The 20,523-nt window shown below is 71.8% G+C and carries 22 protein-coding genes; 10 read left to right on the forward strand and 12 right to left on the reverse strand.

Going from position 1 to position 20,523, the window contains the following annotated elements; translation table 11 throughout:
- The first annotated feature begins 24 nt into the window (after positions 1–24).
- Positions 25–1,290, forward strand: coding sequence for an MFS transporter (locus tag ACZ7CF_RS11680; RefSeq protein WP_360385559.1), 1,266 nt, complete (start codon positions 25–27; stop codon positions 1,288–1,290).
- Positions 1,291–1,380: 90 nt separating this feature from the next.
- Here the strand turns inward: ACZ7CF_RS11680 and ACZ7CF_RS11685 are convergent, their stop codons facing one another.
- Together ACZ7CF_RS11685 and ACZ7CF_RS11690 are read right to left on the reverse strand one after the other, a co-directional pair.
- Complete coding sequence (locus ACZ7CF_RS11685; RefSeq protein ID WP_470369545.1) at positions 1,381–4,152, reverse strand: sacsin N-terminal ATP-binding-like domain-containing protein; 2,772 nt, start codon at positions 4,150–4,152, stop codon at positions 1,381–1,383.
- A complete protein-coding gene (locus ACZ7CF_RS11690; protein ID WP_360385555.1) occupies positions 4,149–4,877 on the reverse strand; it encodes a DUF3027 domain-containing protein in 729 nt (242 codons plus the stop codon). Before ACZ7CF_RS11690 ends, ACZ7CF_RS11685 begins: the two co-directional genes overlap by 4 nt.
- Positions 4,878–4,935: 58 nt before the next feature.
- Between ACZ7CF_RS11690 and ACZ7CF_RS11695 the strand changes: the two genes are divergently transcribed.
- Genes ACZ7CF_RS11695 through ACZ7CF_RS11705 form a run of 3 tightly spaced genes read left to right on the forward strand, consistent with a single transcriptional unit; the run spans position 4,936 to position 7,673 of the window.
- Positions 4,936–5,673 carry a glutaminyl-peptide cyclotransferase gene (locus ACZ7CF_RS11695; protein WP_470369546.1) on the forward strand — a complete coding sequence of 246 codons (738 nt, stop codon included), beginning with the start codon at positions 4,936–4,938 and terminating at the stop codon, positions 5,671–5,673.
- Between the two features lie 10 nt (positions 5,674–5,683).
- Positions 5,684–7,207 carry an MFS transporter gene (locus ACZ7CF_RS11700; protein ID WP_458434259.1) on the forward strand — a complete coding sequence of 508 codons (1,524 nt, stop codon included), beginning with the start codon at positions 5,684–5,686 and terminating at the stop codon, positions 7,205–7,207.
- Between the two features lie 10 nt (positions 7,208–7,217).
- The gene (locus ACZ7CF_RS11705; RefSeq protein WP_458429548.1) at positions 7,218–7,673 is read left to right on the forward strand and encodes a DUF2771 family protein; all 456 of its coding nucleotides are present in this window, start codon (positions 7,218–7,220) and stop codon (positions 7,671–7,673) included.
- Positions 7,674–7,686: 13 nt separating this feature from the next.
- Here ACZ7CF_RS11705 and ACZ7CF_RS11710 read toward each other — a convergent pair whose 3' ends face one another.
- Positions 7,687–8,271, reverse strand: a complete 585-nt coding sequence (locus tag ACZ7CF_RS11710) for an HD domain-containing protein (protein WP_470369547.1) — start codon at positions 8,269–8,271, stop codon at positions 7,687–7,689.
- Positions 8,272–8,284: 13 nt separating this feature from the next.
- Positions 8,285–8,674 (reverse strand): cold-shock protein, encoded by a 390-nt coding sequence (locus ACZ7CF_RS11715; RefSeq protein ID WP_360385545.1) that lies wholly within the window; start codon positions 8,672–8,674, stop codon positions 8,285–8,287.
- Positions 8,675–8,800: 126 nt separating this feature from the next.
- On the opposite strand from ACZ7CF_RS11715, the gene ACZ7CF_RS11720 reads away from it, so the two are divergent.
- Complete coding sequence (locus ACZ7CF_RS11720) at positions 8,801–9,001, forward strand: hypothetical protein (RefSeq protein ID WP_360385543.1); 201 nt, start codon at positions 8,801–8,803, stop codon at positions 8,999–9,001.
- Here ACZ7CF_RS11720 and ACZ7CF_RS11725 read toward each other — a convergent pair.
- Positions 8,976–9,590 (reverse strand): HAD family hydrolase, encoded by a 615-nt coding sequence (locus ACZ7CF_RS11725; protein ID WP_360385541.1) that lies wholly within the window; start codon positions 9,588–9,590, stop codon positions 8,976–8,978. The genes ACZ7CF_RS11720 and ACZ7CF_RS11725 overlap by 26 nt on opposite strands.
- A 52-nt stretch (positions 9,591–9,642) precedes the next feature.
- Between ACZ7CF_RS11725 and ACZ7CF_RS11730 the strand changes: the two genes are divergently transcribed.
- Both ACZ7CF_RS11730 and ACZ7CF_RS11735 read left to right on the forward strand, forming a co-directional pair.
- Positions 9,643–10,185, forward strand: a complete 543-nt coding sequence (locus ACZ7CF_RS11730; protein WP_360385539.1) for a TetR/AcrR family transcriptional regulator — start codon at positions 9,643–9,645, stop codon at positions 10,183–10,185.
- A 42-nt stretch (positions 10,186–10,227) separates the two neighbouring features.
- A complete protein-coding gene (locus tag ACZ7CF_RS11735) occupies positions 10,228–11,433 on the forward strand; it encodes an Nramp family divalent metal transporter (RefSeq protein WP_470369548.1) in 1,206 nt (401 codons plus the stop codon).
- Here ACZ7CF_RS11735 and ACZ7CF_RS11740 read toward each other — a convergent pair.
- Positions 11,412–12,365: a Gfo/Idh/MocA family protein gene (locus tag ACZ7CF_RS11740; protein ID WP_470369549.1), complete on the reverse strand. Its 954-nt coding sequence runs from the start codon at positions 12,363–12,365 to the stop codon at positions 11,412–11,414. The two genes, ACZ7CF_RS11735 and ACZ7CF_RS11740, sit on opposite strands and share 22 nt — an antisense overlap.
- A 23-nt stretch (positions 12,366–12,388) precedes the next feature.
- On the opposite strand from ACZ7CF_RS11740, the gene ACZ7CF_RS11745 reads away from it, so the two are divergent.
- On the forward strand, positions 12,389–12,763 hold the full coding sequence (locus ACZ7CF_RS11745) for a YccF domain-containing protein (protein WP_360385533.1): 375 nt from the start codon (positions 12,389–12,391) through the stop codon (positions 12,761–12,763).
- 13 nt (positions 12,764–12,776) lie between these two features.
- Here ACZ7CF_RS11745 and ACZ7CF_RS11750 read toward each other — a convergent pair whose 3' ends face one another.
- Genes ACZ7CF_RS11750 through ACZ7CF_RS11765 form a run of 4 tightly spaced genes read right to left on the reverse strand, consistent with a single transcriptional unit; the run spans position 12,777 to position 16,466 of the window.
- The gene (locus ACZ7CF_RS11750; protein ID WP_470369550.1) at positions 12,777–14,372 is read right to left on the reverse strand and encodes an AMP-binding protein; all 1,596 of its coding nucleotides are present in this window, start codon (positions 14,370–14,372) and stop codon (positions 12,777–12,779) included.
- Positions 14,373–14,385: 13 nt separating this feature from the next.
- Positions 14,386–15,171 (reverse strand): metallophosphoesterase, encoded by a 786-nt coding sequence (locus ACZ7CF_RS11755; protein ID WP_360386629.1) that lies wholly within the window; start codon positions 15,169–15,171, stop codon positions 14,386–14,388.
- Positions 15,172–15,224: 53 nt separating this feature from the next.
- A complete protein-coding gene (locus tag ACZ7CF_RS11760; protein ID WP_360385529.1) occupies positions 15,225–16,016 on the reverse strand; it encodes an HAD-IIA family hydrolase in 792 nt (263 codons plus the stop codon).
- Between the two features lie 3 nt (positions 16,017–16,019).
- A complete protein-coding gene (locus ACZ7CF_RS11765; protein WP_458429554.1) occupies positions 16,020–16,466 on the reverse strand; it encodes a MarR family winged helix-turn-helix transcriptional regulator in 447 nt (148 codons plus the stop codon).
- A gap of 115 nt (positions 16,467–16,581) precedes the next feature.
- On the opposite strand from ACZ7CF_RS11765, the gene moaA reads away from it, so the two are divergent.
- Complete coding sequence (gene moaA / locus ACZ7CF_RS11770) at positions 16,582–17,640, forward strand: GTP 3',8-cyclase MoaA (protein WP_470369551.1); 1,059 nt, start codon at positions 16,582–16,584, stop codon at positions 17,638–17,640.
- Positions 17,637–17,900, forward strand: coding sequence for a MoaD/ThiS family protein (locus ACZ7CF_RS11775; protein ID WP_360385525.1), 264 nt, complete (start codon positions 17,637–17,639; stop codon positions 17,898–17,900). Before moaA ends, ACZ7CF_RS11775 begins: the two co-directional genes overlap by 4 nt.
- Here the strand turns inward: ACZ7CF_RS11775 and ACZ7CF_RS11780 are convergent.
- Together ACZ7CF_RS11780 and ACZ7CF_RS11785 are read right to left on the reverse strand one after the other, a co-directional pair.
- Positions 17,864–20,341, reverse strand: coding sequence for an ATP-binding protein (locus tag ACZ7CF_RS11780; protein ID WP_360385523.1), 2,478 nt, complete (start codon positions 20,339–20,341; stop codon positions 17,864–17,866). The genes ACZ7CF_RS11775 and ACZ7CF_RS11780 overlap by 37 nt on opposite strands.
- Positions 20,338–20,469, reverse strand: coding sequence for a hypothetical protein (locus ACZ7CF_RS11785; RefSeq protein ID WP_360385521.1), 132 nt, complete (start codon positions 20,467–20,469; stop codon positions 20,338–20,340). The genes ACZ7CF_RS11780 and ACZ7CF_RS11785 overlap by 4 nt, the downstream gene beginning before the upstream one ends.
- Between the last annotated feature and the right edge of the window lie 54 nt (positions 20,470–20,523).

Raw genomic sequence — 20,523 nt, forward strand, 5'->3', positions numbered from 1 at the left:
ACCTCGTCACCTCGGCGTACCGGGATGTTCTCCTCACTTCGCATCCACAACTACCGCCTGTACGCCTCCGGGCAGATCATCTCGCTGGTCGGCGTGTGGATGCAGCGCGTCGCCCAGGACTGGCTGGTCCTGGAGCTGACCGACGGGTCGGCCGTCGCGCTCGGCATCGCCGCGTCCCTGCAGTTCCTGCCCGTCCTGCTGCTGTCCATGTGGGGCGGTGTGCTGGCCGACCGCATGGACAAGCGGAAGCTGCTGCTGTGGCTGGAGTCGGCGCTCGGCCTGTGCGCGCTGGCGCTGGGCCTGCTGGACGTGACCGGTGTCGTGGCCCTGTGGCACGTGTACGTGCTGTGCTTCCTGCTCGGCTGCTTCTCCGCGGTGGAGACGCCGGTGCGGCAGTCGTTCGTCGTGGAGATGGTCGGCCGCGAGTCGCTGACCAACGCCGTCGCGCTGAACTCGATGATGTTCAACCTGGCCCGGATCATCGGCCCGGCGGTCGCGGGCCTCGCGATCGTCGCGATCGGCACCGGCTGGGTGTTCGTCGCGAACGCCGTCAGCTTCGTCGGCGTGGTGCTCGGCGTGTGGCTGATGCGGACCTCGGAGCTGCTGCGCTCCGACCCGGTGCCGCGGGCCAAGGGCCAGCTGCTGTCCGGGCTGCGGTACGTGCGCAGCCGGCCGGACCTGATGACCGTGATGCTGCTGGTGTTCTTCATCTCGACGTTCGGCTTCAACTTCTACCTGACCCTGGCGATCATGGCCCGCAACGTCTTCGGCGGCGACGCCGACGCCTACGGCCTGCTGTCGACCCTGATCGCGGTGGGCACCCTGGCCGGCGCGACGGTCGCCGCCCGGCGCAAGACCCCGCGGATGTCGGTGTTCATCGGGTCCGGTGTGGTGTTCGGCGCGCTGGAGGTCGTGTCCGGCCTGATGCCGACGATGCTGCTGACCGGCCTGATGATGATCCCGGTCGGCGTGGCGATGATGACCTTCAACACCACCGCGAACGCCACCGTCCAGCTCGCCGTCGAACCGGAGATGCGCGGGCGGGTCATGGGCATCTACATGCTGGTGTTCCTGGGCGGCAACCCCGTGGGCGGGCCGTTGATGGGGTGGCTCGGGGAGGTCAACGGCCGCGCGCCGATCATCGTCGGCGGGGTCCTGTCGGTGCTGGTGACGGTGACCGCGTGGGTGATCCTGGTGCGCCGCGGGGACATCGGCCGACCGCGGCTGCGGCGGCGCGGACCGGCCCGGGAGGGAACTCCGGCGGCGGAAGCGGCCGACGTGGCGGCCTGAGGCGGCCGGGTCGAACCCGGCCGGTCAGCTCCAGCCGCGTCAGCTCCACCCAGCTCAGCTCAGCCCACCCAGCTGCTCAGCCCGGCCAGCTCAGCCCAGCAGGGTCGCCGCCGTCGGTTCGGTGATCAGCGCCGCGAACGTGTGCCGGTCCTCCCACCGCTGCGTCACCCACGCCAGCGCCCGTGCCAGGCCCTCCGGGGTGTCGGCCGCGTGCGGGACGTCCGCCATCCACCAGTCCACCCGCTGACCGTCGACCAGCAGCTGCTCGTGCACCACCACGACACCGTCGGGCAACGGCACTTCGAGCAGTTCGCAGGCCATCCGCACGGCCGCCAGGTCGTGCCACTGCACGATCTCGCCGACGTGGTCGGGTGAGCCGTCGAACTCCTCGGAGGCCAGTGCCAGGTCCAGCAGGTCGGCGAGCTCCTCCGAGCCCTCGGCGAGCAGGACGCGGGACGCGGGTACGACGCCCAGGAGCCACGGGTGGTCCAGGACCACCACGTCGTCGGCCGGGACGACCTCGCCGGACAGCACGCGGACGCGTGCGGGGGGTGCGAAGTCGCCGTCGGGCAGTGCCGCGTGGGCGCGGAGCACCACGGCGTCCGCGATGGTGCGGCCGGGGTCGGCGAGGCGGCTCAGGACCAGCTCGGCATCGTCGTCGTCGAGGATCTCCAGGCGGGAGCGGACGCCGGCGGCGCGCAGCACGTGGTCGGGGAGCTCCAGGTCCGGCACGACGTCGAACAGGCCCTCCAGGGCCGTGGCGCCGGGCAGGCGGTACTCCTGCGGGGCGCGGCCCGCGAGCGTGGCGTGGCGGGCGATCCACCAGCCCGTGTAGCCGTCGGGTTCGGTGACGGCGCGCCAGGTCACCGGGTCGGCGGCGAGCAGGCGCAGTGCCGCGGGCCAGTCGGCGACCAGGTCGAGGTCGCGGACGGCGACGACGCGTGCCGGTTCGTCGGGGCCGGCGGTCCACCAGGCCTGTTCGTCGGCCAGGTCGTGGTCGGGGCCGGCCGGTTCGTCGTCGACCACCAGGGTGAAGCCGTCGACGACGCCGAGGGCCACCAGCGCGGTGCGCGGGTAGGTGTCGGCGACCTCCTTCGACAGCACCGGGAACGCGTCCGACTCCAGCACGCCGACCAGCGGCGAGTCGGGCAGCAGCAGCTCGTCGGCGCGGTGCCACTCGCCGGCGGCGTCGGGCAGGGCCAGTGCGCCGAGCCACGGTTCCTCACCGGCGCGCAGGGCGGCGCGGTCGACGAGGCGCAGCACGGTGTCGATCAGGTCGTCGGCGTCGAGGCCCGCTTCGGCGTCCTCCAGCGACCGCGCCACGTTCTCGCGCAGCGACGGGTCGGCCAGCAGCTCGGTGGCACCCGCCTCGACGGCGCCCAGGCGGACCAGCAGCGGGTGCACGGCGTCCGGGTGCACGACGCGCAGGCCGGGCAGCGGTTCGTCGGCGATCAGGGTGGTGCGCGGGCCGGTCACGGTGCGGCCGTCGGCCAGCGGCACCGGCAGCGACTGCAGGGCCTCGCGCACGTCCGGGTCGACCTCGGCCAGCGGTGCGAGGGCGGCGTAGACGTCGTGCCACCAGCCGGGGTCGCCGTCGATGCCCGCCAGCGCGGCGACCACCTCGGCGATCGAGACGCGCGGGACCTCCAGCGCGGCCAGCGCCTTCGCGTGCACGGGAGCGGACAGCTCGGCGTCCAGCAGGCCGGGCAGGGCGTCCTCGACCAGCTCGACGAGCTCCTCGGAGCCGACGTCCAGGACGCGGGCGCGGGCCGGGGCGATCCACTCGCCCGACGCCAGCGGCAGCCATTCGGCCGAGCGCAACGCCCCCAGCACCGCCGCGCGCAGCCGGTCGTCCACTTCGGACAGCGGGAAACCGGGCAGCGGCACCAGTGCCGTGCGCTCGACGGCGGGAACGCGGGCGACCAGCCGCGGGTACAGGGCCGCGGCCGACTCCAGCACCGCCCACGCGGCGGCACCGGGCAGCACCCGGCGGCGCGAGGGCTCGACCGGCACGGTCGCGATCAGGCGGGCGGGCAGCGACAGGCGCTCGTCGGTCGGGGTCGGCGCGTGCAGCACGTCCTCGCCCAGCGGCTCGTCCAGCGGGTACGCCCACGTGGCGGTCCACTGCGGACGGTGCTCCACGCCCTGCACGAGCTCGGCGGGCAGCTCACCGGAGACCTGCTCGACCAGCCAGCGCGCCGGCCCGACGGTCACCACGCCGTCGGCGGTGACGAAGCGCTCCCACGACTGGGAGCCGATCTCGACGCGGCGCAGCCCCGGCAGCGCCAGCAGCAGGTCCGGCACCTCGGCGGCGAGGTCGTCGAGCGACAGCTCGACGGTCAGCGGTAGCCGGACCTCGGTCGTGAACCCGTCCGGCACCGGCTCGTCACACGGCCACACCAGCCGCAGCACCGGCACGTCACCGCCGCGTTCGGCGGCCAGCTCCGGGACCTCCGTGCGGGTGCGGGCGGCGGAGAACTCGACACCACCGGACACCGAGACCACGCGCGGCGCGTCCGTGACGGCCAGCACGGCCGCGAACCCGACGCCGAACTGCCCGACGCCCGACTCCTTGGCCGAGGCCCGCAGCGAGGCCAGTGCCGCCACGCCCGCGGCGGTCAGCGGCGCGCCGGTGTTGGCCGCGCGCAGCTCCCCGTCGACGAGGGTGATCCTCAGCACACCCGGCGTCTCGCCCGCGGCGTCGGCGGCGTTCTGAGCCAGCTCGACCAGCAGGCGGTCGCGGTAGCCGCCGATGCGGAGGTCCTCCTCCGCGTTCGCGTCCTCGCGGAACCGGGTGGGCGAACCGCGCCAGGCCGCGAGGACCGAGGTGCGCAGGGCCTCGGTGCCGAACGGGTCGGTCACTCCGAGACGTCCAGCTGCGCGTCGTCGTAGACCAGGTCGGCGACCGGGACCATGGGGCTCATGTCGACCTCGACCTGCGAGTGCGCGCCGCAGCCGTACTCGACGTGCACGACGTGGCCGTCGGCCGGCGCGATCTCGTTCGCGCACACGCCGAACGCGGCGCCGAACGCACCGGCCACGCGGGTGTAGAAGCCGCAGGTGCCGCAGTGCGCGGGCGCCGAGCGGGCCATGTCAGAGCGGGGGCCGAAGTCGGAGGCGAGCCAGCGGTCGGCGGCGTCGAGCCGGCCCTCGCGGGACAGCACGCGCTCACGGCCGAGGCCGATCTCCAGCGCGACCTCCTCGACGGCCGGGTCGTCGGACTGGACGTGGCCGGAGACCAGTCGCGGATCGTCCTCGCGGGCCGGGAACAGGTCGCCGACGCCGAGGTCACCGGCGCGAACCCGTTCACTCCAGGGCACCCACTCGGGGGCGACCAGCGCGTCCTGGCCGGGCAGCAGCACGACCTCGCTGACCGACACCGGGGAACCCTCGCCCGCGCAGGCGACGGTCACGGCCCAGTTCCAGCCGCGGTAGCCCGCGTGCTCGGCCTCGAAGAGGTGCGTCACCGAGAACTCGTCCTCGGCGGACACCCCCACATGAGCACCGACGCGGTCCAACCCGGCTTCCTCCTGCGCGGCGGCGCGGGCGAGGTCAACGGCGTCGGCGAGCAGTTGCGTGGCGTTCACGAGCTGAATTGTGCCGCAGGACTTCGCGGGGACGAAAACTCGTGCCACCCTCCGTGGGGTGCGCTCACCCGTCTGGCTGGTCCTCGTCGCGGTTCTCGCCGCCTGTTCGGCCCAGCAGGAAACAAAACCGCAGGTAGAAGTCCTGCAAAAGATTCCGCACGACACAACCGCGTTCACCCAGGGGTTGGAACTCGTCGACGGCGTCCTCTACGAGGGCACCGGTCTGGAGGGCGAGTCGTCGATGCGGGCGCTCGACCCGGCGACCGGCGAGGTGCGCAAGGAGGTCGACCTGCCGCAGGAGCTCTTCGGCGAGGGCATCACGGTCGTCGGCGACACCATCTGGCAGATCACCTGGCGCAACGGCGTGGCGATCGAACGCGACCGGAAGACGTTCGACGAGATCCGCCGCGTGTCCTACGACGGCGAGGGGTGGGGCATCTGCCACGACCAGTCCCGGCTGGTCATGAGCGACGGCAGCGCGCAGCTCGCCTTCCGCGACCCGAAGACGTTCGCCGAGACCGGCGGCGTGCGGGTCACGCGGGACGGCAAGCCGCTCGCGCAGCTCAACGAGCTGGAGTGCGTCGGCGGCGAGGTGTGGGCGAACGTGTGGAAGACCGACGAGATCGTGCGCATCGACCCGGCCGACGGGAAGGTGACGAAGACCTACGACCTGTCCTCGTTGAAGCCGCAGGGTGACGTCGACGTCCTGAACGGCATCGCGCACGTCCCGGGCACTGACGAGTTCCTGGTCACAGGCAAGAACTGGCCCACCGTCTTCCGGGTGCGCTTCCACTGAATGGGGCAGGATTGACGGTGTGACGGGCGACCGCGGGTGGAGTGACGAGCCGGCTCCGAAGCGCTACCCGTGGCAGGACGACGAGTACCGGCCGCGGTCGCGCGGCGCAACGCCGTCCGGGCAGGGGTCCGGGCACGGGTTCGAGCCCCCGCCGCGCCCGCAGAGCACCCGGCCGTTGCCGAACTCCGACCAGCAGACCACCCCGACGCCCAAGCCGCCGAAGAAGCTCACGGTCACCCGCGTCGCGTGGTTCCGCTCCAAGCAGCTGTCGCAGCAGGCGGTCGCGGCGTTCCGGCGCGCGGCCCACGCCGACGGTGCCGGGAAGTCCGGCATGTCGTCGGTCACCTACGCGGTGATGATGAACTACGCGGCCGACGCGGCGATGGCCGTGGCGCTCGCGAACACGCTGTTCTTCTCCGCGGCGAGCGCGGAGTCCAAGACGAAGGTCGCGCTGTACCTGCTGATCACCGTCGCGCCGTTCGCGCTGGTCGCGCCGGTGATCGGTCCGTTGCTGGACAAGGTCCAGCGTGGTCGGCGGCTCGCGCTGGCGGCGTCCTGCGTGCTGCGGATCGGCCTGTCGGTCGTGATGGCGCTGAACTTCGACAACTGGCTGCTGTACCCGGCGGCGCTGGGCAGCATGGTGCTGTCCAAGTCGTTCACGGTGCTCAAGTCCGCGATCACGCCGCGGGTGCTGCCGCCGGACATCACGCTGTCGAAGACCAACGCGCGCATGACCGTCTTCGGGCTCGCGGCGGGCGCGGTGTTCGGTGCGTTCGCGGCGGGCTTCGCGAACATCTTCGGCTCGCCCGGGGCGCTGTGGTTCACGGCGGTGCTGTGCCTGGCGAACGCGGTGCTGTGCATGCGCATCCCGTCGTGGGTCGAGGTGACCGAGGGCGAGGTGCCCGCGGCGCTGCGCTCCCGCAACCCGGCACGGCGGCCGATGTCGCGGCACATCGTGGTGTCGTTGTGGGGCAACGGTTCCATCCGGGTGCTGACCGGGTTCCTGACGTTGTTCGCCGCGTTCGTGGTGCGCGAGCAGACCGAGGGTGACGCGGTCCGGCAGTTGCTGCTGCTGGGCGTGATCGCCGGTGCCGCCGGAATCGGCAGCTTCCTGGGCAATGCGATCGGCGCGCGCCAGCAGTTCGGCAAGCCCGACGAGGTGGTGCTGGGCTGCGTCGGCACGGCGCTGGCCGCCACGGTCGTCGCCGCCGCGCTGCCGGGCCTGGTGACCGCCGCGATCGTGGGCCTGCTGGGCGCCACGGCCTCGTCGCTGGCCAAGATCAGCCTGGACGCGGTGATCCAGGACGACCTGCCGGAGGAGTCGCGCGCGTCGGCGTTCGGCCGGTCGGAGACGATCCTGCAGCTGGCGTGGGTGTTCGGCGGTGCGCTGGGCGTGCTGCTGCCGCCGACGTTCTGGATCGGGTTCCTGGTGGTGGCGGTGCTGCTGGCGCTGGGGTTGGCGCAGACCTGGATGTACCGCAACGGGACCTCGTTGCACCGGCTCGTCCGCAGGCCGGCCGGAGCCACCCCGTAGGCTGCCTGACGTGCGTCGACTTGCTGCTGCCCTGGCCGTTGGACTGCTCGCGCTGACAGGGTGCTCGCTCCCCCGCCACTACCCCGAGGTGACGTTCCACGCGAACGGCAAGACCATCCAGGTCGAGCCGGCGGTGTACTGCGACCTCGGCGGCGACAACTGCGCGGAGCGCAGCCAGCCCGCGAAGCTGAAGGTCCCCGCGGGCAAGGTCGTGCAGATCTCGGTCGACGGCCAGCTCGCCGACGGGCTGTGGGAGGCCGTGTTCCTGTACCGCGACGCGGCGGGCAAGGAGCAGACCACCGGCACCGGCCTGCTCGGCAAGGGCGAGAACTTCACGTACACGCTGTCGTTGCCGGACAAGACCGACCAGCTGCTCGGCATCGAGATCCACGAGGCGGCCGCCGCGGTGCTGGAGACCGGTCAGCCGCTGCTGCGCGGCTACTGGGCAGTCGAGGTGACGTCCTGACCCCTGCCGTGCCCTAACGGCGGCCGAACGCCTCCCACCACTCGCTGGGAGCGATGCGGAGAGCGCTGTCCAGCAGCGCCTTGCCGGTGTCGGTGACCACCGACTCCTGCATGGTCTGGATGAAGCGCTCCATCTTGGCGACACCGGCGGCCTGGTACTCGCGGGCCTGCAGCAGCAGTTCGAGCTTGTCGGCGTCACGGGAGCAGCGCGCCTCGGGCGTGTGATCGATGTCCTTCGCGGCCTCGTGCTCGGCGACCAGCGCCTCGACGTGCGCGGCCAGCGGCGCGGGCAGGTGCTGGACCTGGTCGCGCGCAACGGCTTCCGGCGGCACCTTCACGTCCAGGTACAGCTTGCCGACGTACGGGATGTCGCCGGTGCGCGCCTCGGGCACGTCGTGGAACAGGCCCAGCGTCGCCGCCCGGTCGGCGTTCGCGCCCTCCTGCACGGCGAGCGCGTACGCCAGAACGCCCACCCGGAACGAGTGGGCGGCGACCGACTCGGGGTGCTGGACCCCGGCGAACAACCACCCCGCCCTGGGCAGGCGCTTCAGCTGGCCGACCTCGTAGAGGAACTCGACGATCCGATCCGCGTCAGACATGACGCCGATCCTTTTACGGATCGAGGTCCCGCGCCACCGCCCGCACGACCTCGGCGACGAGCTTCATGCTCTTCTTGTCCGACGGGTAGCGGCCGCGGCGCAGGTCGGGCTGGACCTTGTTCTCCAGCAGCTTGATCATGTCCTCGATCAGGCCGTGCAGCTCCTCGGCAGGGCGGCGACGGGCCTCGGCGACGGACGGCGCGGGGTCGACCAGGCGCACGGACAGCGCCTGGGGTCCTCTGCGGCCCTCGGCCATGCCGAACTCGATGCGCTGGCCGGCTTTCAGGCCTTCGACGCCGGGTGGCAGTGCGGACTTGCGGACGTAGACGTCCTCGCCACCGTCCTGGGTGACGAACCCGAAGCCCTTCTCCGTGTCGTACCACTTGACCTTGCCGGTCGGCACCGCGCTCACCATTCCCTTGCTCTTGCACAACGAACGCGCCCCGGGGGCGTACCCAGGACGCGTCCCACCAGAGTAGCCAGAAGACCTTGGGGAAGGCACCTCCGTTAGCGCGACTACGCTGGCGGTATGACCGCTCCGAAGTTGATGCCGCTGGCCATCGGCCTGTTCGCCGTGGGCGTACTGGCGATCGTGGTGGTCTTCGCGCTGTTCCTCACCGGCCACGGCGACCTGCCCGTGTGGCTGAACGTCGCCGCCACCTACCTGCCCGCGATCGGGCTCGGGCTGGGGATCGTCGCGGTGATCAGGAAGTCACGCCGGAGGTCCTGAGCCACTCCGGGAACTCGCGCAGGTCCGCCAGCACGACGGCGGCGCCCGCCTCGACGAGCTCCTGCCGGCTGCACGGCCCGGTCACCACGCCCACGCCCACCGCGCCCGCCGCGGCCGCACCGCGCATGTCGCCGACGTGGTCGCCCACGTAGACGGCGGCGCCGTGCAGCTTCAGCGACTCGGCCTTGCCGGTGGACCACAGCTCGCCGTAGAGGTGGTCGACCTCCCAGCCCAGCGCCTCTAGGTGCAGTGCGGCGTTCTTGCGGTACTTGCCGGTGACGACCATGGTCTCGCCGCCGAGCTCGCGCACGCACGCCAGCGCGGCGGAGGCCCCCGGCAGCGCGACGGTCGCGGGGATCACGACGTCCGGGTAGAGCGCGCGGAACAACGTGATCAGCTCCGGGATCTCCTCCTCCGGCACGCCCATGTCGCGGTAGATCATGTCGAGGGGCGGGCCGAGGTTCGCCGCGAAGTGCTCGCCGTCGAGGTCGTGGCCGGTGCGGGCGCCGACCTCGTTCAGCACCGCGGCCATGCCCGGTCTGGGGTCGATGAGCGTCATGTCCAGGTCGAAACCCACGGTGAGAGGCACAGAACTCGACTCTACGTCTTTACAAAATCCGTAACTGTGTAAAGCTGTCCGTGTGAGCGACATCACCGAGCTCCTGATCGAGTCGGCCGCCGACCTGTTGGCGGCACACGGGTTCCACGGGTTGCGCATGATCGAGGTGGCCAGTCGCGCGGGGGTGAGCAGGCAGACCGTCTACAACGAGTTCGGCAACAAGGAGGGGCTCGTCCAGGCCGTTGCCGCGCACCGCACGGAGGAGTACCTGGCGGGCATCGCGCAGCGGCTGCGGCAGGACCCCGACCCGTGGCGGGCCATGCGGCTGGCGTTCCGGTTCACGTTCGAGCAGACCGAGAAGGACCGGCTGGCCTCGGCGGTGCTCACCGGGCAGGACGCCGAGGACCTGTTGCCGTTCCTCACGATCCGCGGCCACCCCGTGCTGTTCCAGGCCACCGAGGTGGTCGAGCGGCACCTCACCGAGCACTTCCCCGGCAAGCACGTGCGGTTCACGGCGGAGACGACCGTGCGGCTCGCGCTGAGCCACCTGCTGATGCCCAGCGGGGACCTCGACGGCGCGATGGACGCCGTGATCACGGTCGCGCGCCTGACCCTGGAGGCCTGACTCCCGTTGTTGCCATAATCTGGCAACAAGGGGAGGTGTCCGGTGGTCGCTGTCGGGACGCGCCTGCGTGCGGGCGCGGCGTTGCTCGGTCCGGCGTTCGTCGCCGCGGTCGCGTACGTCGACCCCGGCAACGTGGCCACGAACACCGCGGCGGGCGCGACGTACGGGTACCTGCTGGTGTGGGTGCTCGTCGTCGCGAACGTCATGGCCGGGCTCGTGCAGTACCTGTCGGCGAAGCTCGGCCTGGTCACCGGGAAGTCGTTGCCGGAGGCCGTGCGGGACCACCTGCCGCGGCCGGTGCGGCTCGCCTACTGGGGGCAGGCCGAGGTGGTCGCGATGGCGACCGACCTGGCCGAGGTCCTGGGCGGTGCCATCGCGCTGCGCCTGCTGTTCGACCTGCCGCTGCTGCTCGGCGGCGTGATCACCGGCGTGGTGTCGACGGTGCTGCTGCTGGTGCGGGACCGGCGCGGGCAGAAGCCGTTCGAACGGGTCGTCACGACGATGCTGGTCGTGATCGCCGTCGGGTTCGTGGCGGGGCTGTTCGTGGCACCGCCGTCGGTGCCGGACGCGGTCACCGGCCTGGTGCCGCGGTTCGCCGGCGCGGACAGCGTGCTGCTGGCGGCGGGCATGCTCGGCGCGACCGTGATGCCGCACGCGGTGTACCTGCACTCAGCGCTGGCACGGGACCGGCACGGCAAGAACCCGGCGCTGCTCGGCACCACGAAGGTCGACGTGGTCGTCGCGATGGTGCTGGCCGGTGCGGTGAACATGGCGATGCTGCTGCTGGCGGCGTCCGCGTTGCAGGGCGGGGAGGACGTCGGCACGCTCGAAGGCGCGCACGCGGCGGTCGGTGCCGCGCTGGGCGGCGGGGTCGCGTTGCTGTTCGCGCTCGGGTTGCTGGCGTCCGGGTTCGCCTCCACCGCGGTCGGGTGCTACGCCGGCGCGGTGGTGATGGACGGGCTGCTGCGCGTGCGGGTCCCGTTGCTGACCAGGCGACTCGTCACGCTGGTGCCGGCGCTGGTGGTCCTGGCGTCCGGAGTGGACCCGACGTTCGCGCTGGTGCTGTCGCAGGTGGTGCTGTCGTTCGGCATCCCGTTCGCACTGGTGCCGCTGGTGTGGCTGACCGGGCGCCGGTCCGTGATGGGCGGGTTCACGAACCGGCGGGCGGTCACCGTCGCGGCGTGGGCGGTGGCCTTCGCCGTCGTGGTGCTGAACGCCGCGCTGATCTACCTGACGACGTCCGCATAGGACACACCGAGCTGACCGAGCGCGGTCTCCATGATGCGCATGATCTCCACCGAGTCGTTCCACGTCATGTCCGCGTGCTCGACGAACCCCATCGCGACCCAGTCGTCGACCGACCGGATCTGGTGCGTGTAGCCGCCGTCCTCGGCCGTGTGCTCGACGCCGTTGATGAGCACCCTGGTGGGGTTGTAGAAGGCCTCGGGGATGTCGATGCGCCCCTCGGTGCCGATGACGGTGGCGCCGGCGCCGGTGTCGGCGGTCAGCGAGCAGCCCAGCAACGCGTGCGCGCCGTTCTCGTAGCCCAGCAGGATGCCCGCGTCGGCGTCCACGCCGCTCGGTGCGAGGCCGCCGTGCGCGTGGACCGTGCCGGGAACGCCCAGGAGCAGGTGCGCGAGGGAGACCGGGTAGACGCCGAGGTCGAGGACGGAGCCGCCGCCCGCCTCCTTGGCCCACAGCCGGTCGTTCGCGTCGAAGGCGTGCCGGAACCCGAAGTCGGCGCGGACCAGCCGCACCTCACCGATCTCACCGGCGCCGACGGCCTCCACGACCTTGCGGATCAACGGGTTGAAGCGCGTCCACATCGCTTCCATGAGGAACAACTGCGTGGTCCTCGCCCGGTCGACCATCTCCTCGACCTGCGCGACCGTCAGCGCGAGGGCCTTCTCGCACAGCACGTTCTTGCCGGCGTCGAGGGCGGCGAGCACGACCTCGTGGTGCTGGCCGTGCGGGGTGGCCACGTAGACGACGGTGACGTCCGGGTCGGCGAGCAGCTCGTGGTAGTCGCCGTAGGCGCGCGGGATTCCGAACTTCTCCGCGAACTGCTCGGCCTTCGCGACGTCCCGAGAGGACACGGCACCCACCTGGACACCCGCCTTGAGCATGTCAGCGGTCACCGCATGCGCGATGCCGCCCGTTGCGATCACACCCCACGTCATGCCGATCAGCTTAGATTGGAGTCATGCGCCTCATCCTGAACGTGATCTGGCTGGTGCTCGCCGGTTTCTGGATGGCCGTCGGCTACGCGGTCGCCGGTCTGATCTGCTGCATCCTGATCATCACGATCCCGTGGGGCATCGCGTCGTTCCGCATCGCGAACTACGCCCTGTGGCCGTTCGGCCGCGAGGTCGTCGAGAAGCCGGGAGCGGGCACGGGCTCGCTGCTGGGCAACGTCATCTGGATCCTCGTCGCCGGGCTGTGGCTCGCCATCGGCCACGTCGTCACCGGCATCGCGCTGTGCATCACGGTCATCGGCATCCCGCTGGGCGTGGCCAACTTCAAGCTGGTCAAGGTCTCGCTGGTGCCGCTGGGCAAGGAGATCGTCGAGGTCCCGTGACCCGCGGACGGCCTCAGGCGTGCCGGATGCCGTCGTCCAGCCCGAGCAGCTCCACCGACCTCGCGCGCATCTCCACCTTGCGCACCTTGCCGGTGACCGTCATCGGGAACTCGTCGACGACGTGCACGTAGCGCGGGATCTTGTAGTGGGCGAGCTTGCCGGCGCAGAACTCCCGCACCGCCTCGGCCGTCAGCGGCGCGGCGCCCTCGCGCAGGCGCACCCACGCCACGAGCTCCTCGCCGTACTTCGCGTCCGGCACGCCGACCACCTGGGCGTCGAGCACGTCCGGGTGGGCGTGGAGGAACTCCTCGACCTCGCGCGGGTAGACGTTCTCGCCGCCGCGGATGACCATGTCCTTGATGCGGCCGGTGATGGTGATGTACGAGTCGTCGTCCATCACGGCGAGGTCGCCGGTGTGCATCCAACCGGCGGCGTCGACGGCCTCCGCGGTCTTCTCCGGCTCGTTCCAGTAGCCGAGCATCACCGAGTAGCCGCGGGTGCAGAGCTCGCCCGGCGTGCCGCGCGGGACCGTGGCACCGGTGACCGGGTCGACGATCTTGACCTCCAGGTGCGGCCCGACGCGGCCGACGGTGCCGACGCGGCGGTCGAGCGAGTCGTCGGCGCGGGTCTGCGTCGACACCGGCGAGGTCTCGGTCATGCCGTAGCAGATGGACACCTCGCCCATGCCCATGCGCTCGACGACCTGCTTCATCACCTCGACCGGGCACGGTGAGCCGGCCATGATCCCGGTGCGCAACGACGAGAGGTCGTAGCCGTCGACCAGGTCGAGCATCGCGATGAACATCGTCGGCACGCCGTAGAGCGAGGTGCAGCGCTCCTCCTGCACCGCCGCGAGGGTCGCCGCCGGGTCGAACGCGGGTGCCGGGATCACGACGCACGCGCCGTGGCTGGTCGCCGCGAGGTTGCCCATGACCATGCCGAAGCAGTGGTAGAACGGCGGCACCACGCAGATGCGGTCCTGCTCGGTGTAGCCGAGCAGCTCGCCGACGAAGTAGCCGTTGTTGAGGATGTTGTGGTGCGACAGGGTCGCGCCCTTGGGGAACCCGGTCGTGCCGGACGTGTACTGGATGTTGATCGGGTCGTCGCGGTCCAGCTCGACCTCGGGCAGCTCCGCCGCGCTCCACCGCGGATCGTCCAGGAACACGACGTGCCGCAGCTGCGGGCAGCGCGGCCGCACCTCGTCGACCATCCCGGCGTAGTCGGAGGTCTTGAACGACCGCGCGGACACCAGCGTGTGGATGCCCGCCTGGTTCAGCACGTACTCCAGCTCGTGCACCCGGTAGGCCGGGTTGACGTTGACCAGGACCGCGCCGATCCGGGCGGTGGCGTACTGCACGAAGACCCACTCCGCGCAGTTCGGTGCCCAGATGCCGACCCGGTCGCCCTTGCGCACGCCCAGCGCCGTGAGACCGGCGGCGACCCGCTCGACCTCGGCCGCCAGCTCCGCGTAGGTCCACCGGCGGCGCGTCGCCCTGTCGACGAGTGCCTCGCGGTCGCCGAAGCGCTCGACGGTCGCGGCGAGGTTCGCGCCGATGGTGTCGCCCAGCAGCGGGGCGGTGGACGTGCCCGAGGAGTAGCTGGCGGTCATCCGCCCACCGTAGTCAGGCCCCGGTGTACGGCAAGGGGACGACGAGGCACGGCCCGCCGCTGTAGAGGCCGGCGTCGATCGCCAGCACCTTGTCGTCGGCGTAGACCAGCGGCCCGTCGATCTGCTCGGGCATGACCCCGAGCTGGTCGGCGATGACGCTGTGCCCGTGCACGATCCTGTTGCCGCCCAACGTGGCCAGCAGCTCGTCGGCGATCTCCGGGCCCTGCGGCCCGCGGAAGGCGTACCTGGTCGTCATCTTGCGCCAGCACTCCCACCACTCGACGAGGTCGTCGCCCTTGAGCACCTGGCGGACGGCCTCGTTGACCTCCTCGATCGAGGACCCCCATTCGAGGTAGGCGACCGTGTCGGAGTGCATCAGCAGGTGGTCGGCGCGCAGCTTGAGCACCGGCCGGGTCGTGAGCCACTCGAGGTGCGCCTCGGTCAGCCGGTCCTGGTCGCTGCGCAGCCCGCCGTTGAGCAGCCAGCTGCGCGCGAACGACCGCGGCCCGAGGCTGTCGGGCACCTGCTCGTCGCCGAACCGGTGCATGCCCAGCAGCAGCACCTCGTGGTTGCCGATCAGCGAGTTGACCGAGCCACCCGCCTCGGCCGCCTCCTCGCCCAGGCGCATGACCAGGTCGATCACGCCCACGCCGTCGGGACCGCGGTCCACGAAGTCGCCGAGGAACCACAGCTCGGCCGCACCGCCGGTCCAGTGCCCCTCCTCGTCGCACAGCCCGGCGACGTGCAGTGCCCTGATCAGTTCGGCGAGGTGCCCGTGCACGTCACCCACGACGTGCATCGGACGGCGATCCGTGTCCACCTCCGCGACGATAGGTGATGAACCCTCGCGCGTCAGTGGTCAGTCCAGTCGCCGAACGGGTCCTGGGAGTGACCGACGAGCTCGGCGATCGACTTGAGCACCCGCGTCGGGCGGTACGGGTACATCTCGGCGTGCTCGGCGGTGAAGATCCCGGAGAGCACCAGGATCGTCGACAGGCCCGCCTCCAGGCCGGAGCGGACGTCGGTGTCCATCCGGTCGCCGATCATGAGGGCGTTCTCGCTGTGCGAGCCCAGCGCGCGCAGGGCGGACCGCATCATCAGCGGGTTCGGCTTGCCGACGTAGTACGGCTCACGCCCGGTGGCGCGCTCGATCAACGCCGCCACGGCACCGGTCGCGGGCAGCGAGCCCTCGCGTGACGGGCCGGTCGCGTCGGGGTTGGTCGCGATGAACTTCGCGCCCTCCTCGACCAGGCGGATGGCCTTGGTGATCGCGGTGAAGCTGTAGGTGCGGGTCTCGCCGAGCACGACGTAGTCCGGGTCGCGGTCGGTCAGCACGTACCCGATCTCGTGCAGCGCGGTCGTGAGACCGGCCTCGCCGATGACGAACGCCGAGCCGTTCGGGCGCTGCGAGTCGAGGAACCGCGCGGTGGCCAGCGCCGAGGTCCAGATGGACGACTCGGGGATGTCGAGGCCGGTCCGCTGCAGCCGGGCGCGCAGGTCGCGTGGCGTGTAGATGGAGTTGTTCGTGAGCACGAGGAACGGGGTGCCGGAGGCGCGCAGCTCTCCGACGAACTCGTCAGCGCCGGGGATCAGGTGCTCTTCGTGCACCAGAACGCCGTCCATGTCCATCAAGTAGTGCCACATGGTCTAAGTATCGATCACGCGCTTGCGGAACGTCTCGATCTGGAGCTTGAGATAACGCTCGATGACCGCGAGCTCGGCGTCGTCGAAGTGGCCGAGCACCTCGACGAGGCTGTGGTAGGCGTTGGCGAAGAGCTCGCCGAACTTCTCCACGTCGCCCACCGTGACCTCGACGAGGACCTTGCGCCGGTCGTGCGGGTCGCGGACCCGGCGGACGTACCCGGCGCGTTCGAGGCGGTCGATGACACCGGTGACGGCGCCGGTGGACAGGCCGGAGAGCTCGGCGAGCCGACCGGCGGTCAGCGGCCCCTCGGCCCGCATCGCCAGGTCGATGCACTTCTCGTCGGTCGCCGACAGGCCCATCTGCTCGGCGACCTTCGTGTGGAACATGACGGTGAGCGCGCTCTGCTCCCGCATGTACCAGGTGAACCTCTCCAGCACTTCAGGTTCCATGTGGAACATCTTAGCCGCTAAGACAATTGGTCGTGGATGTGCTCCAACTGGGCGGAACGTGAGAAACCTCCGTTGTGGAGGTACCTACAAGAGGTTGTTCATTAAGCTGAATGAGGTGACAGCAGTGGAGTTGGGACTACCCGTGGTGCGCGGCACCCCCGACGTGTCCGCACGTCCGGACACGCCGCTGCTCGTCGACCGGTTCGGGCGGGTGGCCAAGGACCTGCGGGTCTCGCTCACCGACCGCTGCAACCTGCGCTGCACCTACTGCATGCCGGCCGAGGGCCTCGACTGGCTGCAGAAGGACGAGCTGCTCACCGACGACGAGCTGGTCCGGCTCATCCGGATCGCCGTGGTCGACCTGGGCGTGACCGACATCCGGTTCACCGGCGGCGAGCCGCTGCTGCGCCGCGGGCTGGAGCACGTGATCGCGTCGACCGCCGCTCTGGAGCCCCGGCCGCGGATGTCGATGACCACGAACGGCATCGGGCTCTCCCGCCGCGCGAAGTCGCTGAAGGACGCGGGCCTGAACCGCATCAACGTCTCGCTCGACACCCTCGACCCCGACCGGTTCGCCACGCTGACCAGGCGCGACCGCATCACCGACGTGCTCGACGGCCTCGACGCCGCCCGCGAGGCAGGCCTGGAACCGGTGAAGGTCAACTCCGTGCTGCTGCGCGGCATGAACGAGGACGAGGCCGTCCCGCTGCTGCGGTTCTGCGTCGAGAACGGTTACCAGCTGCGGTTCATCGAGCAGATGCCGCTCGACCCGCAGCACGGCTGGACCCGCACGAACATGGTCACGGCCGACGAGATCCTGGCGATGCTGTCGCAGGCCTTCACCCTGACCCCGTCCGAGGTCCCGCGCGGCGGCGCCCCCGCCGAGCGCTGGCTGGTCGACGGCGGCCCCGCGACCGTCGGCGTGATCGCGTCCGTGACCAGGCCGTTCTGCGCCGCCTGCGACCGCACCCGGCTCACCTCGGACGGCCAGGTCCGCAACTGCCTGTTCAGCCGGTCGGAAACGGACCTGCGCGCGTTGCTGCGCGACGGCTCCCCCGACTCCGCCGTCGCCGACGCCTGGCGCGCCACCATGTGGGGCAAGGCGGCCGGTCACGGCATCAACGACGCGGGCTTCAGCCAGCCCGACCGGCCCATGAGCGCCATCGGAGGATGACGGTGACCACCGCGGTGAAGGTCCGCTACTTCGCGGGTGCGCGCGCTGCGGCCGGTGTCTCGGACGAGGACCTCGTGCTCGAAGGCTCGCCGAGCGTGGCCGTGGTCGTCAGCGCGATCGGGGAACGCCACGGCGAACGGCTCGGCAAGGTGCTGGCGGCGTCGAGCTTCCTGCTGGACGGGGTGGCCGTGCGGGACACGTCGGTGCCGGTGCGGGCCGGGGCTCAGCTGGACGTGCTGCCGCCGTTCGCGGGCGGCTGACCCGCGTCGTCGCCCGAGCCGCGGGGGTCCACCGGCTGCGTCAGCCGCCGTTCCCACGACCTCCGCCCGGTCACCCGCGCCAGCTCCAGCCCGCGCAGCCGCTGGCGTTCGGCCTCCTCGAAGTCCCCGAGCTCCCGGTGGACCTCCACCAGCTCGGCCACGACCTGCACCTGCCGCACCCGCAGCTGGGCGCGTTCGGCGCGGTCGTCGGCCTCGGTGGCGCAGCGCAGTGCCGACGCCAGGTCGCCGGCGGCGCGGTGGTCGGCGGCCAGGCCCGCGAGCGCCTGCACCTCTCCCCTGGCGAAGCCCGCCTTGCGGGCGATGGCGAGGGCCTGCTCGTGCTCGGCGAGGGCCTCCTCGACGCGGCCCTGCCGTTGCAGCGCCATGCCGAGGGTGATGCGGCCGTCGGCCTCGTTCGTGTCGTCGGCACCGGCCACGGCCAGGTCGACGGCGGCGCGCGCGTCGCGTTCCGCCTCGGCGTAGCGGCCCTGTTCGAGGCGCAGGAACGCGTGGGTCTCCCGGCTGCGGCTCGGGAAGTGCGGGCCCAGCTCCGGGGTCGTGAGGGTGGCGACCTCGGCGAGGTACCGCTCGGAGGTCTCCAGGTCGCCGGGGAAGAGGTAGACGGAGGCGAGGCCCTGCAGGCAGTAGGCGACGCCCGCGGTGAGCCCGGAGGCGCGGGAGATCTCCAGCGCCTCCTCGCCGTAGGCGACGGCCAGGTCCAGCGGGCCGAGGTCCACGAGGATGCTGCTGAGGTTGTAGAGGGCGTTCGGGCTGCGGTCGAGGGTCAGGGACTCCTCCATCGCCGCCACCGCCTCCGCGAGGTGGCCGAGCTCCCAGTGGATGATGCCGAGGTTGGTCAGCAGCGAGCTCAGCGCCGCGTGGTCGCCGTGGGAACGGGCCAGCGCGACGGCGCGGGTGTACTGCGGCAGCGCCTCGGCGAACTCGCCGGACCGCCAGTGCGCGAGACCGAGCGACCCGTGCATGGTCGCCTCCGCGCGCTGGTCACCGAGGGTGCGGGCGGCGCGCAGGCCGGCGCGGGCGCTGGTGCGCCAGTCGACGACGTCCGCCGAGTGGTGCAGGAAGTGGGCGCGCATCGCGTCCGTGAGCTGCCAGGCGACGGGCCGGTCGGCGGCGGCGAGGACGGCGGCGACGACGTTCTGGCGTTCGGTGTCGAGCCAGGCCAGCGCGTCGGCCATGGTGCCCAGGTCGTGGGCGGGCAGGTCGGCGGGCAGCTCGGGCAGCGGCAGGCGGTGCAGCTCCGGGTTCAGCGTGCGGCCCGCGCGGTCGGCGTTGAGCAGGTAGTACGCGAACAGCCGGGTCGGCGAGGCATCGCCCAGACGCAGTGCGTAGGCGCGCAGCAGGTCGTGGAGGCTGTGGCGGTCTTGCGCGCGTTGCACCAGGTTCGCCGCCACGAGCTGGTCCAGCGGTTCGGCGGCGGGCGAGCCGAGCAACGCGGTCGCGGCCTCGACGCCGAAGTCGGGGCCGGGGACCTGGCCGAGCAGCCGGAACAGCCGCTGGGCGCGGTCGGGCAGCGCCAGGTAGGACAGCTCGAACGTGGCGCGCACCGCGGCGTCGCCCTCGATCTCCAGCGCGTCCAGCCGTCCCTCGCCGCGCAGGTCGACCAGGTAGTCGGCGAGGTGGCGGTCGGTCAGGTGCGCGGCGGCGATGCGCAGCGCGAGCGGCAGGTGGGCGCACCAGCCGACGAGCTCGGCGCGGTCGGGTGAAGCGCCGTCGACGCGCATGTTGGTGAGCAGCGCGTCGGCCTCGGCGTCGTCGAACACGTCGAGCCGGATCTGCTCGTGCTCCGGCAGGTCGGTGCGGCTCGTGACGATCACCCGGCTACCCGCGCCGGCGGGCAGCAGCGGGGTGACCAGGTCGGCGGTGGCGTTGTCGACCACCACCAGCAGCCGCAGCCCCGCGGTCAGCTCCCGGTAGAGCGCGAGCTGCGCGTCCGGCGCGAGGGGGACCTGTTCGGCGCCGAGCGCGCGCAGGAACCGGGCGAGCGCCTGCTCGACCGTCACCGGCTCGCTCGCGGAGAACGCGCGGAGGTTCACGTGCAGCTGCCCGTCGGGGAAGCCGGCCCGCAGCCGGTGCGCGACGTGGACGGCGAGCGAGGTCTTGCCGACACCGGGCGGGCCGGTGATCGCGAGGACGGGGGCCGTGGCGGCCAGCGCGGCGGCGATCTGCGGTGCGCGGCCGACGAAGTCGGGCAGGTCGGCGGGCAGCTGGCGCGGACCGGGCCTGCGCACGACCAAGCGGTAGCCGTGCGGTTCGGTGACCACGGCCTCGGTGGCGCGCAGGCGCCGGACGAGGTTGCGCAGCGCCGCCTTCGGGTTCGCCGGCCGGTCATCGGGCCAGACGGTGACGACCAGCTCGTCGAACGGGACGGGCTGGCCGGGACGGGCGGCGAGTGCGGAGCGGAGCAGGTCGAGCCTGGTCATGCGCGGTCGAGGTCCTCCTCCCGGGAACGGCACCCGGTCTCGGCCACGAGCGCGGGGCCCGCGCGCTCCGCCTCGTCCTCGGCGCTGTGCGCCTCCTGCGCGAGCTCGACGGACTTGATCTCGGTCACCAGTGCATCGTCAAGGCGTCCGCGCACGAGCGCGAGTCGGGCGTGCGAGTCGAG

It is taken from the genome of Lentzea sp. NPDC036955 (genome assembly GCF_055608005.1).